General features: G+C 46.3%; 16 protein-coding genes. 8 read left to right on the forward strand and 8 right to left on the reverse strand.

What is annotated here, in order from left to right; genetic code table 11:
• The first annotated feature begins 102 nt into the window (after window positions 1–102).
• From QGP82_RS09890 to QGP82_RS09900, 3 genes are all read left to right on the forward strand, one after another.
• Window positions 103–537 carry a hypothetical protein gene (locus QGP82_RS09890; protein WP_499058734.1) on the forward strand — a complete coding sequence of 145 codons (435 nt, stop codon included), beginning with the start codon at window positions 103–105 and terminating at the stop codon, window positions 535–537.
• Between the two features lie 6 nt (window positions 538–543).
• Complete coding sequence (locus QGP82_RS09895; protein ID WP_499058736.1) at window positions 544–1,623, forward strand: hypothetical protein; 1,080 nt, start codon at window positions 544–546, stop codon at window positions 1,621–1,623.
• A 63-nt stretch (window positions 1,624–1,686) separates the two neighbouring features.
• Window positions 1,687–4,017 (forward strand): PPC domain-containing protein, encoded by a 2,331-nt coding sequence (locus QGP82_RS09900; RefSeq protein ID WP_499058738.1) that lies wholly within the window; start codon window positions 1,687–1,689, stop codon window positions 4,015–4,017.
• 299 nt (window positions 4,018–4,316) lie between these two features.
• On the opposite strand, the gene QGP82_RS09905 is transcribed toward QGP82_RS09900, so the two are convergent.
• From QGP82_RS09905 to QGP82_RS09915, 3 genes are all read right to left on the reverse strand, one after another.
• Window positions 4,317–6,185: a S9 family peptidase gene (locus tag QGP82_RS09905; RefSeq protein WP_499058741.1), complete on the reverse strand. Its 1,869-nt coding sequence runs from the start codon at window positions 6,183–6,185 to the stop codon at window positions 4,317–4,319.
• Window positions 6,186–6,322: 137 nt separating this feature from the next.
• Entirely contained in the window at window positions 6,323–6,568 is a 246-nt protein-coding gene (locus tag QGP82_RS09910) for a hypothetical protein (RefSeq protein WP_499058743.1), read from the reverse strand.
• A gap of 137 nt (window positions 6,569–6,705) precedes the next feature.
• Entirely contained in the window at window positions 6,706–7,059 is a 354-nt protein-coding gene (locus tag QGP82_RS09915; RefSeq protein ID WP_499058745.1) for a nucleotidyltransferase domain-containing protein, read from the reverse strand.
• A gap of 485 nt (window positions 7,060–7,544) precedes the next feature.
• Between QGP82_RS09915 and QGP82_RS09920 the strand changes: the two genes are divergently transcribed.
• The 5 genes from QGP82_RS09920 to QGP82_RS09940 all read left to right on the forward strand — a co-directional run bounded on the left by QGP82_RS09920 (window position 7,545) and on the right by QGP82_RS09940 (window position 11,603).
• The gene (locus QGP82_RS09920; RefSeq protein ID WP_499058747.1) at window positions 7,545–8,252 is read left to right on the forward strand and encodes a class I SAM-dependent methyltransferase; all 708 of its coding nucleotides are present in this window, start codon (window positions 7,545–7,547) and stop codon (window positions 8,250–8,252) included.
• Window positions 8,253–8,435: 183 nt separating this feature from the next.
• The gene (locus tag QGP82_RS09925; RefSeq protein WP_499058749.1) at window positions 8,436–9,269 is read left to right on the forward strand and encodes a siderophore-interacting protein; all 834 of its coding nucleotides are present in this window, start codon (window positions 8,436–8,438) and stop codon (window positions 9,267–9,269) included.
• 270 nt (window positions 9,270–9,539) lie between these two features.
• The gene (locus QGP82_RS09930; RefSeq protein WP_499058751.1) at window positions 9,540–9,917 is read left to right on the forward strand and encodes a DUF2834 domain-containing protein; all 378 of its coding nucleotides are present in this window, start codon (window positions 9,540–9,542) and stop codon (window positions 9,915–9,917) included.
• Between the two features lie 194 nt (window positions 9,918–10,111).
• Window positions 10,112–10,711 carry a class I SAM-dependent methyltransferase gene (locus tag QGP82_RS09935; RefSeq protein ID WP_499058753.1) on the forward strand — a complete coding sequence of 200 codons (600 nt, stop codon included), beginning with the start codon at window positions 10,112–10,114 and terminating at the stop codon, window positions 10,709–10,711.
• A gap of 121 nt (window positions 10,712–10,832) precedes the next feature.
• Window positions 10,833–11,603 (forward strand): 3-oxoacyl-ACP reductase, encoded by a 771-nt coding sequence (locus tag QGP82_RS09940; RefSeq protein ID WP_499058754.1) that lies wholly within the window; start codon window positions 10,833–10,835, stop codon window positions 11,601–11,603.
• A gap of 45 nt (window positions 11,604–11,648) precedes the next feature.
• On the opposite strand, the gene QGP82_RS09945 is transcribed toward QGP82_RS09940, so the two are convergent.
• The 5 genes from QGP82_RS09945 to QGP82_RS09965 form a co-directional block, all read right to left on the reverse strand.
• Window positions 11,649–11,837, reverse strand: a complete 189-nt coding sequence (locus QGP82_RS09945; protein WP_499058756.1) for a hypothetical protein — start codon at window positions 11,835–11,837, stop codon at window positions 11,649–11,651.
• A gap of 79 nt (window positions 11,838–11,916) precedes the next feature.
• Entirely contained in the window at window positions 11,917–12,603 is a 687-nt protein-coding gene (locus QGP82_RS09950; protein ID WP_499058759.1) for a class I SAM-dependent methyltransferase, read from the reverse strand.
• 12 nt (window positions 12,604–12,615) lie between these two features.
• Complete coding sequence (locus tag QGP82_RS09955; protein ID WP_499058761.1) at window positions 12,616–13,572, reverse strand: ABC transporter substrate-binding protein; 957 nt, start codon at window positions 13,570–13,572, stop codon at window positions 12,616–12,618.
• A gap of 85 nt (window positions 13,573–13,657) precedes the next feature.
• Window positions 13,658–16,156 carry a TonB-dependent siderophore receptor gene (locus QGP82_RS09960; protein WP_499058762.1) on the reverse strand — a complete coding sequence of 833 codons (2,499 nt, stop codon included), beginning with the start codon at window positions 16,154–16,156 and terminating at the stop codon, window positions 13,658–13,660.
• Window positions 16,157–16,283: 127 nt separating this feature from the next.
• Window positions 16,284–17,309: a helix-turn-helix transcriptional regulator gene (locus QGP82_RS09965; RefSeq protein ID WP_499058764.1), complete on the reverse strand. Its 1,026-nt coding sequence runs from the start codon at window positions 17,307–17,309 to the stop codon at window positions 16,284–16,286.
• Between the last annotated feature and the right edge of the window lie 29 nt (window positions 17,310–17,338).

Consider the following 17,338-nt stretch of genomic DNA (forward strand, 5'->3'; position numbering starts at 1 on the left):
CAGTTAATAGAACAGTTTGGCCAAAACTACAACAGTAGGCCTTCGAATAGCCAAAAGATTATTAAGGTTTTCAGAGTCTTTTATTGAAAACAAAATTGAAATATGGAACCATTAGAAATTCTTGCCGGTACAACACTTGCACTCATTTTGAAAGAAGCATCTAAAGAAGGAGGAAAAGCCTTAGGTAAGTCAGCTTCTGAATTAACCTCACAGCTCAGACAGGCACTGTGGGGGAAAATCATAAAAAAGAATAAACTTCCAGGTGCGATGGAACCTGAGGTCCTTGAGGGAGAAATTCTAGAAGTCTTTCAAGAAGATGCGAGTCTTGCCGAACAAGCACAACTAGTTATGAACACTGTTCAGTCGGATGAAGCAGCTAAGCAGGTCATGATTGAGTATGCGCAAGCAAAGAACATAATCCTTCAAAGAGTCAAACAAGTAAAAATTGACCAACAGTCGATAACTAAACAGTCGCTTATTAGTAACGTTAACGTAGAAGGTGACATAAGAATTTCAGATGCAACCCAGGAGGGATAAATATTCATGGTTAATCGAAATCCTAATACAGTCAGAACTGAAGATAAAACTGTAAAAGATTCTGAAAAAGCAAATCCTGACAAAGAAAATACCAATAATGGTACAAATATCCTGAATGATGATACAGAAAATGAGACTCCTAATAGAAGTGTCTCTCAAACTGCTATCTCTGACAGTAATATCAAAGGTGATGTCAGTATAGATAACTTTACCCAAATCGGCTATCAGACAGTAGTCAATAAATTTAATAGAGAGGTCAATTTCTTTGAGCCTGATCTTAAATTATTTAGCCCCCCAACTTTTCAAAGTCCCCAAATTACTAGTAAATTACTAACTACTTTAGAACAGCAAAACTTCTTAGTTTTAGGTGATGGTATCAATGTCGATAAATCGACTTTGGCTAGACATGTAGCAGCCTTGATGGCAATACAGCTACAACCAAGGGGCAAGAAGGTAGTTACAAAGGAATGGTATATCAGCTCAGATTCTGGTTCTATTCAATATGAAGTTGAAGAATCTGAACTACGTAAAATCTTAATTCTTAATCAGGCTGCACCACAAAATTTTCTTAGTTACACACTACCTAAGTTACAGCAAGCAATTGCCCAGAAAAGGCACTTTGTTATTGTTACAACAGATCTTCCATTTGCCGCGTGGCGTTTACCCGATTCTTGTCAATCATGGTGGCATGACCTAACAGAAAATGATGTCAGCGATAATGATAAATTAATCAATCAGCTCTCTCATGAAGATGCTTTGAATACTTGGTATTACAATCAGCTCAACCAAAGAGAGCAACTTCTGGCAATAAGTTTAAGTTTTTTTGATGGGTTATTTGATGATCAATTTTTTGCCGCTATCGAAATTTTAGTGACTAATGTTTGGAAAAATAGAGATGCTAACCTAAAAGCCTTAGACTATTGTGATTTGGATAATTTGCGTAGCTATTTTGAATTTATTGACACTGATGATCAAAAAACGCTTGTTAAACTACGTTTTCCTAAACAACGCTTTACATGTCTCAAGATTGCTTGGAAAAGTCATAGAAGACAAATTCTTGCGGCTCTGCCTGTTCTCGTCTATTGAGTAAAAGCAACAACTAATCAATATAGTGGAGAGCTTTATGGCTCATCCCTCAGACGGGACAAAATGCGTCAATCTATTAGTGAAACTATTAGTGGAGTAGGATTAATTTCACGATTAGGTTCGCGGGAAGCAGTAGAAGACAAATTACTAGAGCTTGCAGCTAGTTCAGAAATTGAGGTGCAAGCGGTTGCAGCGAGATCAATAGCTGCGTGGCGTGATCAAGATTACCAAACCATTGTTTTAAAGAGCCAGCCTAATTTAGACTTAGATAAAGAGCTGTTTTCAGTACTAGAGAATTGGCAAACAGAAACACGAATAAGCAAGTTTATTTCTTTCTTGCTCAAAGACAAAGCCAAGAAGAATAGCGAAGAGCCCGCAGACTATATCCGCTCGACTTTGGCCATAACCGTGGCTTATGCATCATTATATGATTTCCCAAATCAACTTTCAGAAGAACTTTATAAGCTCTTTGAAGAACTCTCGGAAGATAAAAATCGTTTAGTTAGAGATCGATTCAAGACCTACACAATTCCCTTCTTTATTAATCGTCATCTCTCAACAGTTCGTGATTTCTTAATCACAATAGTTCAAGATGCTGATTTGATCCCACCAGTGGCTGAAAGTTTAGCATTAGCATACGGGTTTAACGCAGCTGAAGTATTATCTCTACTTGAGGAATGGCGCTCAGATTGCAAAACTGAATATACAGAAATTGCTACTCTTGGAAAGTTGGATAAACGAGAATCTCTGTTGTTAACTGTTGCTCTTACATACTGCAAAATCTCCTATGGTGATTTCTCAGAAAGCGATGAGAAAATTAGTGTTGAGACAGCTTTTTCCAGATTACTAGAGATCTTTAAATACGAAAGACATAAAAAGGTTCGAAAAATTGTTGCAACAGCAATAGCAGAGTTAATCAAGCAAGATTTCCAAGCACTTTCTTCTCATCTTAAAGACCTCATAGGTTTGTCATCACAGCAAGAAAATAAGGCTTTAATGAACGTTCTATCAGAAGTTTATCTGGTTCAGCGTTCAGTATTGAAGGATGGAGAGCGGACTATAGAAATCGATGGCCAAAAATATCCTGTATGGCTCGATACTAAGAAACGTAAGCTGACAGATATTGAACGTGATTTAATGATATGGCTGAAGGATGATAGTAGCCAAGAAAGGCAGAAGTTCTCTGCTCAAGCATTGATGAGTTTTGTCGCTGATTTTGAGGATAAAGAAATCACTGCCATAGAAAAACTCAAAACCGAGGAAGCTAACCTCCGTAAGGAGTCTTCGGACAAGAAAGATATGTCACTTGTCAATACTCCTGTGACACCAGAACGTCCACAAGAAAGTATGTATCTTTCAAGGTTTATTCCTTGGTTAGCCACTCAAAAATCAGTATTCTATCGTACTAGTATAAGCAACCTTCTACCAGAAGCAGCGAAACAGCGCTCGGTAAATTCTTCAAAAACAGATTTTTTACTCAATAAGCTGAAGAAGAATTCTGACCCTACACTAGCTGATATGTCTGGTTTTCTTGGACGAGCAATATGGCTTTCCAAATTCTTTTTTCCTCTAAGCTTGGGGTTCTTATTCTTAGTATATGTAGTCACTGCTTCAATTGGAGCCGCAGTCAAAGAAAACTCTGAATCTTTCCCGACCCCACCTGAGCCTTCATCAAATCCATCATCCAATTCTGGTTCTCCTCCTCTAGTAGAACCAGAATTAGATCCAGAGTTATCTGAGGTAGAGAATCCATTTTTCAGCGAAAGTTTTCCAAAAGACGTATGTGGGGATCCATTGCCTAGTGATTTAAGTGCTTATCCAGTTCAGTTATACCCAGTTTATGTTGACTATGATGAGGAAACTCTGAATGTTGTAAAGACTCAAGCATGTGCTGATGCGATTAAGAAAAAAAGAGAAAATACTAGTAAAACCTCCATTCAAGTGGCATCTTTCTTGAGTCGACAGAAAGCCGAACTCTTTAAAGATTTTCTATCAAATTATTTCACTGGAGCAGAAGTTGGAGAGCCAACCCAAATTGATAGAAATGCTAGCGAGTCTAGTTCATTTTCATCGCCCAAAATTTTTGATAGGGGAGCTGTTCAATTTCCTGCAGGGGCTATTGAAACTCAGATAGAAGGTAATTTAGCCGCATCCAGCATTGATCGATATACATTTTCAGCTTCCGCAGGTCAAAATACAGCAATCTTAATGAACTCTTCTTCGCAACAAGTTCGATTAGCTGTTACTGCTCCAAATGGTGCTCAACTTACCAATCAGCAAAATAGCTCAACGTCTTGGGCAGGAAACCTTCCTAAAGATGGTACATACACAATAGATGTAATAGGTGGTCAGGCTTCTTCAACCTATAAAATCGGATTAAGAATTGAGCCTTAAGTGCTTGTCCAGAGTAAGGTCCCATAACATAGCGCAGGAGCGGACGGAATTTACAATCCAAGCATTGATGCAAAAATATTGGCCGCTGCTCAGCTCAACGTTAAACAGCCACTTTCTTGGTAATTGCCCTTAGCATAAGACCAGAACTGCCCTAAATGGTCTGCTAACCTCGTGGTCTGTCAAGCTTAAGCCTTGGGATAAGGTCAGTGAAGGGATAAAGGATAAAAGTGCTGGGGAGACATACAGATAATCATTGCTGACATTCTCCGAGTCTCCCTGGCACCGATCTCCCTAGCCCGCTATTTCACCACGCCGCAGTGTCCCTCAACTTCAGCGGCAGATTCGGCACGACCACCGATATATTTCGCCAGAAACGCCTCCACGATGCCATAGAAGTGCAAGCGGTTTTCTGGGCGCGCAAACCCGTGACCTTCGTCGGTATACAGGACGTATTCAACCGGCTTGCCAGCCCTATGCATGGCCTCAACAATCTGTTCACTTTCCGCTTCTTTAACGCGAGGGTCGTTAGCACCCTGACCAATGAGCAAAGGCTTCTCGATGCGGTCCACAAAAAACAAGGGAGATCGCTCTTTGAGCATCTCTTCTTCGGTTTCAATATCGCCCACACGATGGGCAAACATGGCCATCATCGGTTGCCAATAGGGGGGCACGCTGCGAATTAGGGTGATCAAATTGGATGGGCCGACAATATCTACACCGCAGGCAAACACATCTGGGGTAAAGGTTAACCCCGCCAGGGTGGCATAGCCACCGTAGGAACCGCCCATAATCGCCACTTTAGTACGGTCGGCAATGCCCTGGTTACAAAGCCAATCTACGGCATCGATCAGATCGTCGTGCATGGTTTTGCCCCACTGGCGATTGCCCGCGTTAAGAAAGTCTTTGCCATAGCCATTGGACCCTCGGAAGTTCACCTGTAGGACAGCGTAGCCTCGATTTGCCAACCACTGTACAGGCGGGTTTAGGCCCCACATATCCCGCACCCAAGGACCGCCATGGACAAACAGCACCGTGGGTAGATTTTTAGCTTCGATGCCCACCGGCAAGGTCAAATAGCCGTGGATGGTGAGACCGTCGCGAGCCTGGTATTCGATGGGTTCCATCGACGCCAGGGCCAGATCTTCTAGTTTGGGCTGGTTACTAAATAGGTAGGTGGCGTCTTTACGATTACGATCATAGCGATAGTAGTATACCGGACCATCGTCAGTGAGATAAGCCACCAGCCATATATCATCGGCTGTAGTGCGTGAGCTAATGACAAACTGACCGGGACGCACTTGGGCCAAGGCCTCAAAATCTCCTCGAATAGCCTCGTCAAGTACCGTCCATTCTTCCTTGGCTTTATAGACAGAAACGGCCTGGATGGTGTGCTCAGTGGGGTGGGTGACGATATTACTAATGTCGTACTGGGGGTCTGCGGCAATCACAGTTTCAGTACGAGCCGCTAGATCGAGGGCAATAAAGCGTTGGGCATTGGCATCGTGGGTGCCCACAACGTAAAGAGTGTTGCCATCTTTAGAGAATCCAACGGCACCGCCCTCGTCATCTGGTCCCCAGCGGCGCAGACTCTCCCAGGCATCATCGGCAGTAGCGCGATAAAGCAGTTCGGAGCCGCCATCGGGGGTGGCTGCCGTGGCTGCACGGATCTGGAACTGATGGTCGGCGGTCCAGCTTACGATATTGCCAGGATTATCGGTGTCAAACTCCACTGCACCCGTGGTGAGATTGATGCTGTAAACGTCGAACTTCTGACGATCCTTCAGGTTAAGGCTGACTAGAGCTCGGTCGGGAAAGTCAGGATCTAGTTCGATAGGGTTAGCTTTAACGCCCTGGAAGGGGGTGAGGTCACGGACCATGCTAGTGGTGACATCCACCAAATAAAGATGGAAGTTTTCATCACCATCGGCATCTTGCAGATAAATTAACTGATTTTCCTGGTATGTCCAAAAATATGACCGAATACCGCGTTTTTTATCCTGGGTGAGCTGACGATCATCGCCGCCTGGTTCCTGTAGCCACACTTGTAGAACGTTATTGGCATCCGGCGCAATATACGCCAGGTATTTGCCATCCGGGGACAGGCGTGGACTGGTGCGCTGGGGGTTTCCAAACAGAGTGGCGCGCGGAATCAGGGGCGGTAGGCTCATCGTGACCGTGGTTTCAAGTTATGTTTGCTTTTCTATCTTGCCTTATGGGTTGCTTTCTGGAGATTGTCAGGGTAGCTAGCTGATTTTGATGACGGTGTACTCTATGGTTTAGAGCCAATAACCTGTTTAGATAGGGGTTAGATAGGTTTTTTCCAGGAAACAGGGGCAACAAGTTTATACCCCTCAAATAACCAACCACCCTCTGGCATTAGCATATTCTCTACTACCCCTATAAGCTGATCAGTCTCTCCATGGGCAAAGAGAGCTGCAAAGCTGTCTTCAAACTGAGCAGCAAACTGAGGGGAAACTTGCTGCAATCGTTTGGGAATTGTCTTGCCTGTGGCAGACCAGAGATTCCGACTACGCAGATAATGATTTGCCACCGCATCATATAGCTAAGTACCAGAAGCTATCAGTTCTGCCCTTGAGCACGGTGCTCGAATATCATCGATCAGCTCTGTAATGGCATAGCGTGACCTATCGATGGCGTCTTTGTCCCAGACCGGTGGACCGCCGTCATCTAAATATCGTCCGCTAGCTGCTTCAGCTCTCTGGATAGCTCGCTCGGCTGGGGTATCTCGATTCCTTCACTCACCATAGCGGGCAAAGAAGGTATCCCTGTGGGGCTATCGACCTCAAAGAAAAAGTACCTCAGCGTTTCAGGATCATGGACAAATGCTTCGACGGGCCAGCCTTCAAACTGAAAAGATTCTCGATATGCCGCAGGAAGCTGTTGAAAGACAACAACAAGATCAAGATCCGAAGTGGCGGTAGCTTCACCACGAATGATAGAGCCCGCTAAAAAGATAATCTCTGCATCTGGATAGTGTTGTTTTTGGAGGTTGATTGCGATCTCAATTAACTCGTCTGTCATAGAGACGTTTACTATGCTGAACCAGTACAAACTTAATAGTAAAGAGTTTTACCCAATCTTGGCATCGGAGTAGACTTAGTGGTGAGTATTGACAGACATGATCCGTAAACCCTACGCTCGCATGTTGACTGTTGCTGGTCCCTACAAACCACAGCCCCTCAAAATCGGACAGATTGGTAGTCAGACACCACCCGCATGAGCGGGTGGTGTCTGACTTTTCTAACGATCAGGGTCGTGCAGAAAAAAATACCAAGATAGTCATGCTGTCGAGCGTCTGTTTCAACCCCAAACCATTCAATCCAGAGCGTTATGAGATAAATCGATCTCATAAGAGAAAGTGTGGTAACCCTAAGGGTGGTCGACCTATATCAACCTCTCGGCTTAGACTGACCACTTGAGTGATTTCCCCTCTGCTCTCGTATATAATGGCGTACAGCTTCCTTTGCGCCTGCTAAAGAAACTGAATAGGTGAAGATTTCGAGACTATGACATCAAAACAGAATACATTCTCCAGTAGTCGTGATGTTGCCTCTGAATTTGATCAGTGGGCCGACGCGGGCCGAGGTGACGCTATGGCTGCCGGTCATCTCTTTGCCACTCAGCAGCTACTGGAGGATTTTGTGATCTCTGATAGCTCTGTTGTCCTTGATGCAGGCTGTGGCATCGGCTGGGTCCTTAATAAGCTGATTGGCCCTCACATTGCCCTTGGGGTCGGGATCGACTTGTCCACTGAGATGATTGAGATCGCATCCTCACGCCGTACCCTACCGCATATAAGTTTTTTAACCGCAGACAGTGCCAACACTCCATTTGAGAATGACAAGTTTTCCCATATTGTCTCTGTGGAATCTATTTACTACACGCCCCAACCGCTCGAAACTTTGAAAGAATGGCTGCGCATAGCAATGCCCGGCGGTCGACTAGGTCTTGTGATTGACCTCTACCAGGGAAATCCAGCTGCAACGTATTGGGTTGACGCGTTACCAATTACGGTACATAACCTATCAGCAGCGGAGTGGCAGACGCTACTGTCATCGGCTGGTTGGGCAAATGCAGCCTATCGCCACGTTCCCCTTCCCACTCAGACGGCTGCCAGTGACTTTACGCCGTCTCCATACTTTCCAGACTATGATAACTATCGAGCCTACTGCAAAGCGGGTTCGCTACTCCTCAGTGCACATAAGGCAGAATGATAAAGCTCACTATTACCCCATCAGACCTGTTAAATATTTGAATCAACCCAACTTGGGAGCATGGGGATTGAGACTTAATATTATCAATGATTATCAATTATTTATTTCGTTATTGAGAACACTTCTCAATTGAGAAAGGAAGTGATAATATTTATAAATGTAGAATCTCTTTTAAATAGACCTATGGCTGGGCCAGATTATCGAACAATAGTTGTAAAAAAAACTCTAAAAATCACTCCCCACATGCAGAGAGTCATCTTTACAGGGGATGACTTGGCCGATTTTCCTGAAAATTACGAGAGTGGCTATGTAAAGCTGTTATTTTCTGACGATGGTCAAGCCATAGGTGATAAAAACCGGGCGCAGGAAAAGCATCTAAAACGCACCTATACTGTACGTACCTTTAATCGAGCAGACAACGAATTAGGGATTGAATTTTCTTTACATGGTTCTAAAAGTGGTCCAGCGGCCAGATGGGCTGAATCAACCAAGCCCGGTGACAAGATACTTATGGGGGGGCCTGGTCCCACAAAGCTAGTTAACTACAAGTCTGACTGGTTTTTGCTGGCGAGTGATATGTCAGGGTTACCCGCATTATGTTGCAATTTAGAACTACTGCCAAGTCAGGCCCAGGGTTATGCTGTCGTTGAGGTGCCCAGTGAAGCGGACAAACAATCCCTTAAGGTGCCTAACGGTATTGATGTGAAGTGGGTTGTCAGTGATAAACCTGGTGAAAACCCCGATGCTCTGTTACATGCCATAAAATCTCTTCCCTGGAAAGATGGAGAGCCTTATGTTTGGGTGGCTTGTGAATTTGAAAGCATGAAGAGAATCAGGCAGTACATGAAAGATTCACGCAATATTGAATCAGAAAACGTGTACATCAGTAGTTACTGGAAGTTTGATCGCACTGAAGAACAGCACAGAATAGATAAGCAAATTGATGCAGGGGCACCCTGGTTTATTCAGATTTTGTGGAATCTGAAAACAAATTTTCAGAAGATGTTACCCCTTTAAGTGGTGACATCATTTTTCTTCTTTCCGAGCGCATTCCAGCGTGCTCGGTCAGTAAGGACCGCGAGCAGATAGCAACATCTTCAGCAGAATGGGTTTCATCGCTTAAAGGGACTAGGGTCTGGTTTGGTCTGGGTTTCGATTGTCCAGATGTTCCTGCAATGCAGCTTGGGCATCGATAAAGTAGCTGTCGCTAACCTGGGGAAGGAGATGGCTATCGGCCAGGGCATATCTGGTATCAATACTAAAGAGTACTGATTTGGTTAATTGTCAATGTTTTGGAACCGTGTTCGACAAGCAATTTATGCTGTAATGACCGTGGCTGGCATTATTTGGCCAGGTTATTTCCTGACGCAGTTTATAACAGCAACTAAGGATTCTGTAGACTCTCTGCCTTTTGATTTGCCCACGTTTATTGAACAAGTGTGGGCAAATGCAGCCTCTAGCTTTATTGCAGCAGACCTCACTATTGTGCTCGTGCTAGCTATTGCCTTGATGGTGACTGAAGGCCGACGCCTCAAGCTAAAATTTTGGGGTATCTACATCGCTCTCATTTTCGCCATTTCCTTCGCCTTTGGCTTTAGCCTTTTCATGTTTGTGCGAGAACGAAAACTGGCAGAATCGCTAGAGCCTGTTGAAGCAAAGGCTTAGTAACGCCCAAAAGTGACTTCAGCAGCCGTTTGGCCATGGCTGATTTAGAGGATGAACCGATCTGCTAATGCAGTGTATCAGAATTTCTCAGATGGAATCATCCCGAGGATCAGCAACGCCGTTGTTTTTGGAGATATGCCCATCATCAAGGACTCACGCTAAGATTTTACGTGAAATCAAAATCAGGTCAGCTCATGAATGTGTCAAACAAGAAACAACAATTATTTGACTATTGGGCACCGTTCTATGATTTCATTTTTACCTCAGTGTTTTATCAGGCTATCCATAAACGGCTGTTAGACTATGTTGAATTGCCTGAACAAGCCAATGTCCTTGATATTGGCTGTGGTACTGGGCGTTTGCTCAATCGTATGGCGGCCAAATATCCTGGCTTGCAAGGCACGGGACTGGACTTTTCCGCTGAAATGTTGCGCCAGGCACGTCGTTCTAACCGCCATCGGCCCCGTCTGATTTTTGTACAGGGGAATGCTGCTCCATTGCGTTTTGTCGATGACCAATTTGATGCAGTTTTCAATACAATTAGCTTTCTCCATTATCCTGATCCTGAGCGAGTCTTAGCTGAGGTTTATCGAGTGCTGCGACCAGGTGGCATGTTTTATCTAGTGGATCTGGCAAATCATTCATTAACTAAGATCTGGCATGGTGAGATGAGGTTCTACAGTCGAGAAAAACGTCAGAAAATGGGTATGCAAGTGGGATTAGAATGCATTAGACATCAACATCTGTTAGGGCCTGACCCAGTGGTTCTAACTATTTTTAGTAAACCCTCTTAATTTCTCGGCTGATTGTTTAACAACAGCTTCGTTATTAAACAATCAGCTAAGGTGATTAATAAGAGACCTCTAAATGTGTCAAGTACATAGCTAACAATTTCCATAGTTTATATTTATTTTTATGCTGCTCAAAAACAAAGTTGCCATTGTCACAGGGGCCAGTCGTGGTGTGGGTGCTAGTATTGCTCAAGTTTTGGCCCATGAGGGGGCTGCTGTCTGTGTGAACTATTTGAAGAGTGTTGATCAAGCTAGCCAGGTAGTAGATTCTATTATCGGGCAAGGGGGCAGAGCCTTTGCCCATCAGGCCGACGTTACGGTCTCATCAGAGGTGGAAGCTATGGTGACGCAGGTAATTAAGACTTATGGCAGGGTTGATGTAGTTGTCAACAATGCCCTACCTACCTATAAGTTTGATCCAACAGCGCCGTATACAAGTATTGAAACAGTTCAATGGGATAACTTTTCTCAACAAATTGAGGGAACCGTAAAAGGTGTTTTCAATGTGGTGCGGGCGGTGGTGCCGTCTATGAAAGCCCAGCACTTTGGCAAGGTAATTAATATCTCAACCAACCTGGTCTATAACCCAGTTGTTACCTACTACGACTACACCACAGCCAAGGCTGGTCTAGTAGGCTTAACCCGCAACCTTGCCGCAGAACTGGGGCAGTACGGTATTCGAGTAAACCTAATTGCAGGCGGCCTACTGCGCACAACAGACGCTAGCAGCGCTACAACGGATGAGGTGTTTGAGCTGGTGGCGAAAAATACGCCACTGCGCCAGACAATTTCAGTCGAAGAGTTTGCCCAATCTGTGTTGTTGTTTGCCTCTGACTGGAGTAATGCGATCACAGGCCAATCAATTGCTGTGGATGGCGGTCTGACAATGCCATAAGAATGGCTCCATACACATATAGAAATCGACGAGGTAGGTGCCCTGTTAAGCGAATTGAGTCTTCATTTGAGCCGCAATCCATGGGGCTCCATCCCCTACTCCGTGGACCTGGGTAGTCGTACCCATGCCTTTGGCAATGGCACTATTGAGTAATTGGGCACCGGCCTCATCCACCCCACCAAAGGTACTCCCAAAGTGGGGATGGTCTTCTTCACTAGACCGGACTAAGGCCAAGCGAGCCTCCTTGAAGCCCGCCTGACGTGTTTTCCGCGTCTCCTCATCTCCCTGTCCTCGTGACTCCTAGAGCATTTGCCTAAAAACGCTTAAGTGCCAGGGTTAATCCATCCGCTATGGGCAGCAAACTTAGCTCAATGCGGTCATCCTGATACAGGGCTTGGTTAAGACTCCGCAGCGCCAGCGTATCGGGATCGGTGATGGTTGGATCGGCTATTGCCCCAGACCAGAGGACATTATCAATAGCGATGAGTCCGCCGGGTCTAAGCAAATCTAAAGATTTTTCGTAATAGTAACCGTAGTTGACCTTGTCAGCATCTATAAAAACAAAGTCAAACGTATCTGCTTGCCCTGTGGCCAAGAGATTGTCTAAGGTATCGAGGGCTGGGGCAAGGTGAAGCGTGATTTTGTCGGCAACACCTGCAGTTTGCCAGTAGCGGTGTGCGATCGCACCATAGTCTTCATTCACATCACAGGCTGTGAGGGTGCCATCTGAAGGCAACGCCAGCGCCATCCACAGGGCACTATAGCCGGTAAACGTACCAATTTCCAACACTTTTTTAGCCCCCATCAGCCGCAGCAGTAGGGCCATAAATTGACCCTGGTAAGGGGAGATTTGCATACCACCCATGGGCTGTTGGGCGGTCTCCTGGCGCAGTTGGGTCAAAATTTGAGACTCGCGCAAAGAAACAGCGAGCAGATAGTTATAAAGATGTGACAAGAGCTGTCCAGAATTGTCTCTGATCCCTGGGGAATAATTTGCCATAACAATACTCGTCTACTCCTCAATCACCAAATATTTGAATAAATCATTCAGCACCTCATGGGCAGCCAGAATGTCCAAACCTGTCCAATCCCAAAGATTGACTCGATACACTCGCCCTTGCTGCACCGCCTTTAGGGTTTGCCAAAGCGGTTTTTGCATAAATGCGTCTTGGTCTTGGTCCAGCTGGTTGCCACTTTTAGGGACAAACAACACATCCCCATCAATGGTGTCAATCCGCTCTTGCGAGAAAATCAGCCTGCCATTATCTGGATCGACGCTCGCTTGAGCTGGTGGCCGACGTAGACCCACATCGGCCAAAATACTGCCTGAGAAAGAGTTAGTTGCTTCCGAATAGATATCACCTCCCATCACATAGGCGATGGAGATCTCCTGCTGTAGACCTTTTTCCCCTAGCTGTTCTCGTAACTCACTAACGCGCTTGCCATAGACCTGCAAGAGTTGTTCTGCGGCGGGCCTCTGATCTAGGACCGCACCAAGGTCTAATACAAGCTGTTGCCATTGGCTGCGATCGCCCAGCTCAAACAATACCGTTGGGGCAATCTGAGACAGTTTGTCATAAATGGGTTCATGTTGCTTTTTAATACCCAGGATCAGATCAGGGTTAAGCTGTATCAGCTTTTCTAAATTGGGCTGATCATTACTGCCAACCCAGTCAATTCCATCTACTTTGTCTTGTAGATAGGGCTGCACCGTAATCCCGTAAAAGGCATTATAGGTAGCCGTTCCCACTGGTTGAATCCCCAGGGCAATCAGGTTGGCCAAAGCAGGCATCGTCAGCGTCACAATCCGTTCAGGAGTCCGGGGAACACAGGTTTCTCCCATGGCATGCTGAACTGGCCGACAGTTAGCGACGGGCGCAGAAGACACATCAGGCCGACAGGCGATTGTAATTAAGCATGTCAAACCAATCAGCACTGGCCAGATAAAACGCTTTAGGTGCTTGCGCATTGATAAAACCCTTAGTAAACAAAATTAATTAGGTTTCTCTATTGGATGTACAGACGTTGCATGCAACGTCTCTCCAGACCCATCATCAGAACTGCCATGACACTTTTGCCGATACGGTCAAGGGCTGACCTGGAATAATTTCTAGGTCATTACCGCTGCGAGATGCCTCAAAAAAGTCAATATCAAACAAGTTTTGAACATTAAGTTGGGCTCGAAATCGATCGCGCTGATAGTACACCAGCGCATCGGAACGGACATAGGACGGTAGCTCGAAGGTGTTGTCGAGATCTCCGTCTCGCTCTCCAACAAAGAATAGTCCCAAGCCAAAGCCTAATCCTTCAAGGGAACCCTGCTGTAGCTCATACACTGTCCATAAACTGCCCCCATGACGCGGCACATTAAAGAGAGTGTTTCCCTCTTCAAAAACTTCATCTTCGGTGATTTCAGCATCCGTTAGTGCATAGCTGGCGATCACATTCCAGCCGGGTAAGATTTCGCCTTGCACGTCTAGCTCAATGCCTCGACTACGCTGTTCCCCAGTTTGAATTTGAAACAGCGAGTTATCTGGATCGTTAGTGAGTACATTGGTGCGAGTTAGATCAAAGAAGGCAAGATTCGCAAACAGCTTATCCTGTAGCAAATTTGCCTTAACGCCCAGCTCATATTGGGTACCGCGCTCCGGTCTAAAGGAGTCTCCAGTAAAGGTTTGTCCAGCCTGGGGGGTAAAGGATCGGGTATAGCTGCCATAGAGAGAGACATCATCGCTGGGCTGATAGACTAAACCCACGCGGGGGCTAAAGGCTTCATCCTGCTGAAACTCATCGGTTTGGGCGATCGCATCATCATTGCTCACCCCAGCAATATCAAATCGCCCCCCCAGCACCAGGATTAAATCATCCGTAAACGAAATCTGATCTTGGGCATAGATCCCCAACGAATCGGTACGACTAAAGACATCTTGCCGCAGTACTTCAAAACCAACGTTATCAGGGGTATACACCGGATCAAAAATATCAATCGGATCTAGAAAATTAGCCACCAATCGATCCGTCACATTTTCCCTGGCTAGCTCCACCCCCACCAGCAGCTGATGGTCAACGGAACCAGTATTAAACCCTCCCACGACGCTGTTGTTTAGCACATAGCTATCGCGGTCAGTATCCACATCCACCAGGGCTCGTAGTAGGGTGCGCTGGTCGGGCAGCAGGCCCAAAGGAAAGGCAATCGTGTTGGTTAACTCGCGGAAAAAGGCTCCGCTAAACTCACTGCGAATGGCCCAGTGAGCATCCAGCTGATGCTCCAGACGATAGCCAATACGAGTTACCTGTTCCTGAGTTTCAGTGAGATCAGGCTCCCCCAGGTTGACATCTAAATCAATCTCTCCATTGGGGTTGTCAATCACCGTGCCCACAGCCGGTAAAGAGGGTGCATCCCCCGTTGTATTATTTCTCAAATAGTTGGCTTCTAGCGTCAAGGTTGTATCGTCATCAATTTGCCAGGTAAGCGCAGGTGCAACAAAAGGACGAGAGTCAATATCTTCAAAATCCACAAAGTTCTCGCCAAATTCGCCAGCCGCATTGAACCGATACAATACGGTTCGATCCGCATTCAAAGGACCAGACAGATCAATGGCAGGGCGATGCAGGCCAAAATTGTCTACGGTGTATTCTAGTTCATAAAATGATTCCCTCAGCGGCTGTTTAGTAACAACATTGATCGTGCCGCCTAAGTCCCCTAAACCGTACAATACAGAAGCCGGACCTTTAAGCACTTCCACTCGCTCAACATTAGTTAGCCCAATCCCCAAATCTGTAAATGTTGAGTCTCTCAACCCGTTGAGTAATAAGTTATCGACATTAAACCCTCGAATAACGACAGCTGTAACGGGAGAACGCGCTGACGCAAAGGATGGCTGCACACCACTAACATTTCTGAGCGCATCATTAAGCGTTAGTGCATTTTGATCTTCGAGCACAGGCTCAGGCACCACCTGAATTGATTGCGGCACCTCCAGAATCGGCGTTACCGTCCGGGTGCCAACGGTGGCCTGGGTGGCACCATAGTCTTGTTCCTGCTCACCCGTCACCAACAGCCGCAGCGAATCATCACCAGCTGTCTCCCCTATAGCGATGCTTAGCACGAGTCCTTGTTCCTCCACCCGCACTTCTGCCATGGGAGGGGCAGCAGCTCCTGTAATGGTGACACGCAGACCGTTCGCCGTGGGATCGACAGAAACTAAAGCGATCCCCGCCGCCGGGTCCACCGCCTGAAACGCTTCGCCATTGGCCAGCACCGCGTTGGGAATATCGGCAATCAGGGCATTGCCCACAACAGATGTGTCAGCAGTCTCTAATGCCCCATCGGCGGTTTTAAGAACTACCTCCACCCCTACCTCTATGGGATTTACCTGGACATCAATCACCTGGACGAATGCCTGAGCCAGGGAGCGCTCCCCTTGGACTATGGAGGAATCTGGCAGATGATTGGGTCGGACAGTCTCTTCAGCCCATGCTGACTGGCCCACCAGTGCCAAACTCAACGCCAAGAGCGGCGCAATCCGATACCCGATAGCCTGTTTACCCATAGCCTCACACCCACACATCTAAAGTCAATCAAGAAAGATTCCTAATAAACTTGACGATACGGGATTTGATAAATTTAAGGTTGTCGCAAACGGATTTTTTTTCTGTCCGATCAGGATTTTTTTGTCATTACGCCTTAAACTGACGGCGATAGTGACTGGGAGGCAGACCGGCATGGCGCTTAAACGCATGGCAAAATCGGCTAGGACTGGCATAGCCCAACCGTTCGGCGACATCCGCAATTCTCAAGCCGCGATCGCACAGTAGATGCTGAGCCTGCTCCATACGACAGGTGTGGACATAGCTAAACACCGTGGTGTCAAACACCTGACGAAAGCCGCGCTTAAGCTTGTAGTCGTTTAGTCCCACCTGCCTGGCCAGCTCTAGCAGAGAGGGCGGGTCGTTAAATTTTTGTCTCAGAATGTCTCGCGCTAGCTGCAGCCGTTCAATATCGCCTGATCGTAATTTAGGAGACACCAAATTTGACCGCTGCACCTTGCTCAGGTGATGAAACTGCAGGGCCAAAAGTTCCAACACCTTGCTTTCTAAATACATACGTTTTATGGCACCGCGATAGGGACAGTCCATCATCTGCTGGAGAATCTGTTGCATCATCGGGGTGGTGTGATTCAAAGATTGATGAAAACTGTCCACCGCTTTCCCCTGCGCCAGCTGTCGCAATGGGGGCGGCGCATCTTCCTGGGCAAACCCAAATGAGCGCAGTCGTTCAAAATCAATGGCGATGCCGAGATTTTTGTGGGATTGCTCAGCCGGGTAGTATTCAATTGATTGTGCCTCAGCAATATGGCAGAGACAGGTTTCTCCCGCCGTTTCCTCTCTGTCGTCTTCGAGCTGAATCCCAGGGTTAATTGTACGGTGCCCCCCCAACAAATAAAAATTGGACAGGAGCTTGTCTTTGGTAGTGGAGTGATAGTTTAGCTGTAGCGATCGCAAATACCAGCTAGTGTAAATATAGAGCGTCAGCCCTGGCTGTAGCCTAATAACTCGTTTCTCACCTTTTCCCAATCGCTGGGGAATAGACTGCCAGCATTCAATCCCGTTCCATTTCCAGGCCACCTCACCACACTCACTGGCTTCTTGCCAAATGGCATCATATTCGACTTGAGTAATGGTCCGAGCGTGATCGAGGGGCATAGGACTGATCTCAGGTTAGTCATGGGTGC

Origin of the sequence: Leptothoe sp. LEGE 181152, assembly GCF_032906605.1 — a bacterium.
GTDB lineage: Bacteria > Cyanobacteriota > Cyanobacteriia > Phormidesmidales > Phormidesmidaceae > Leptothoe > Leptothoe turfae.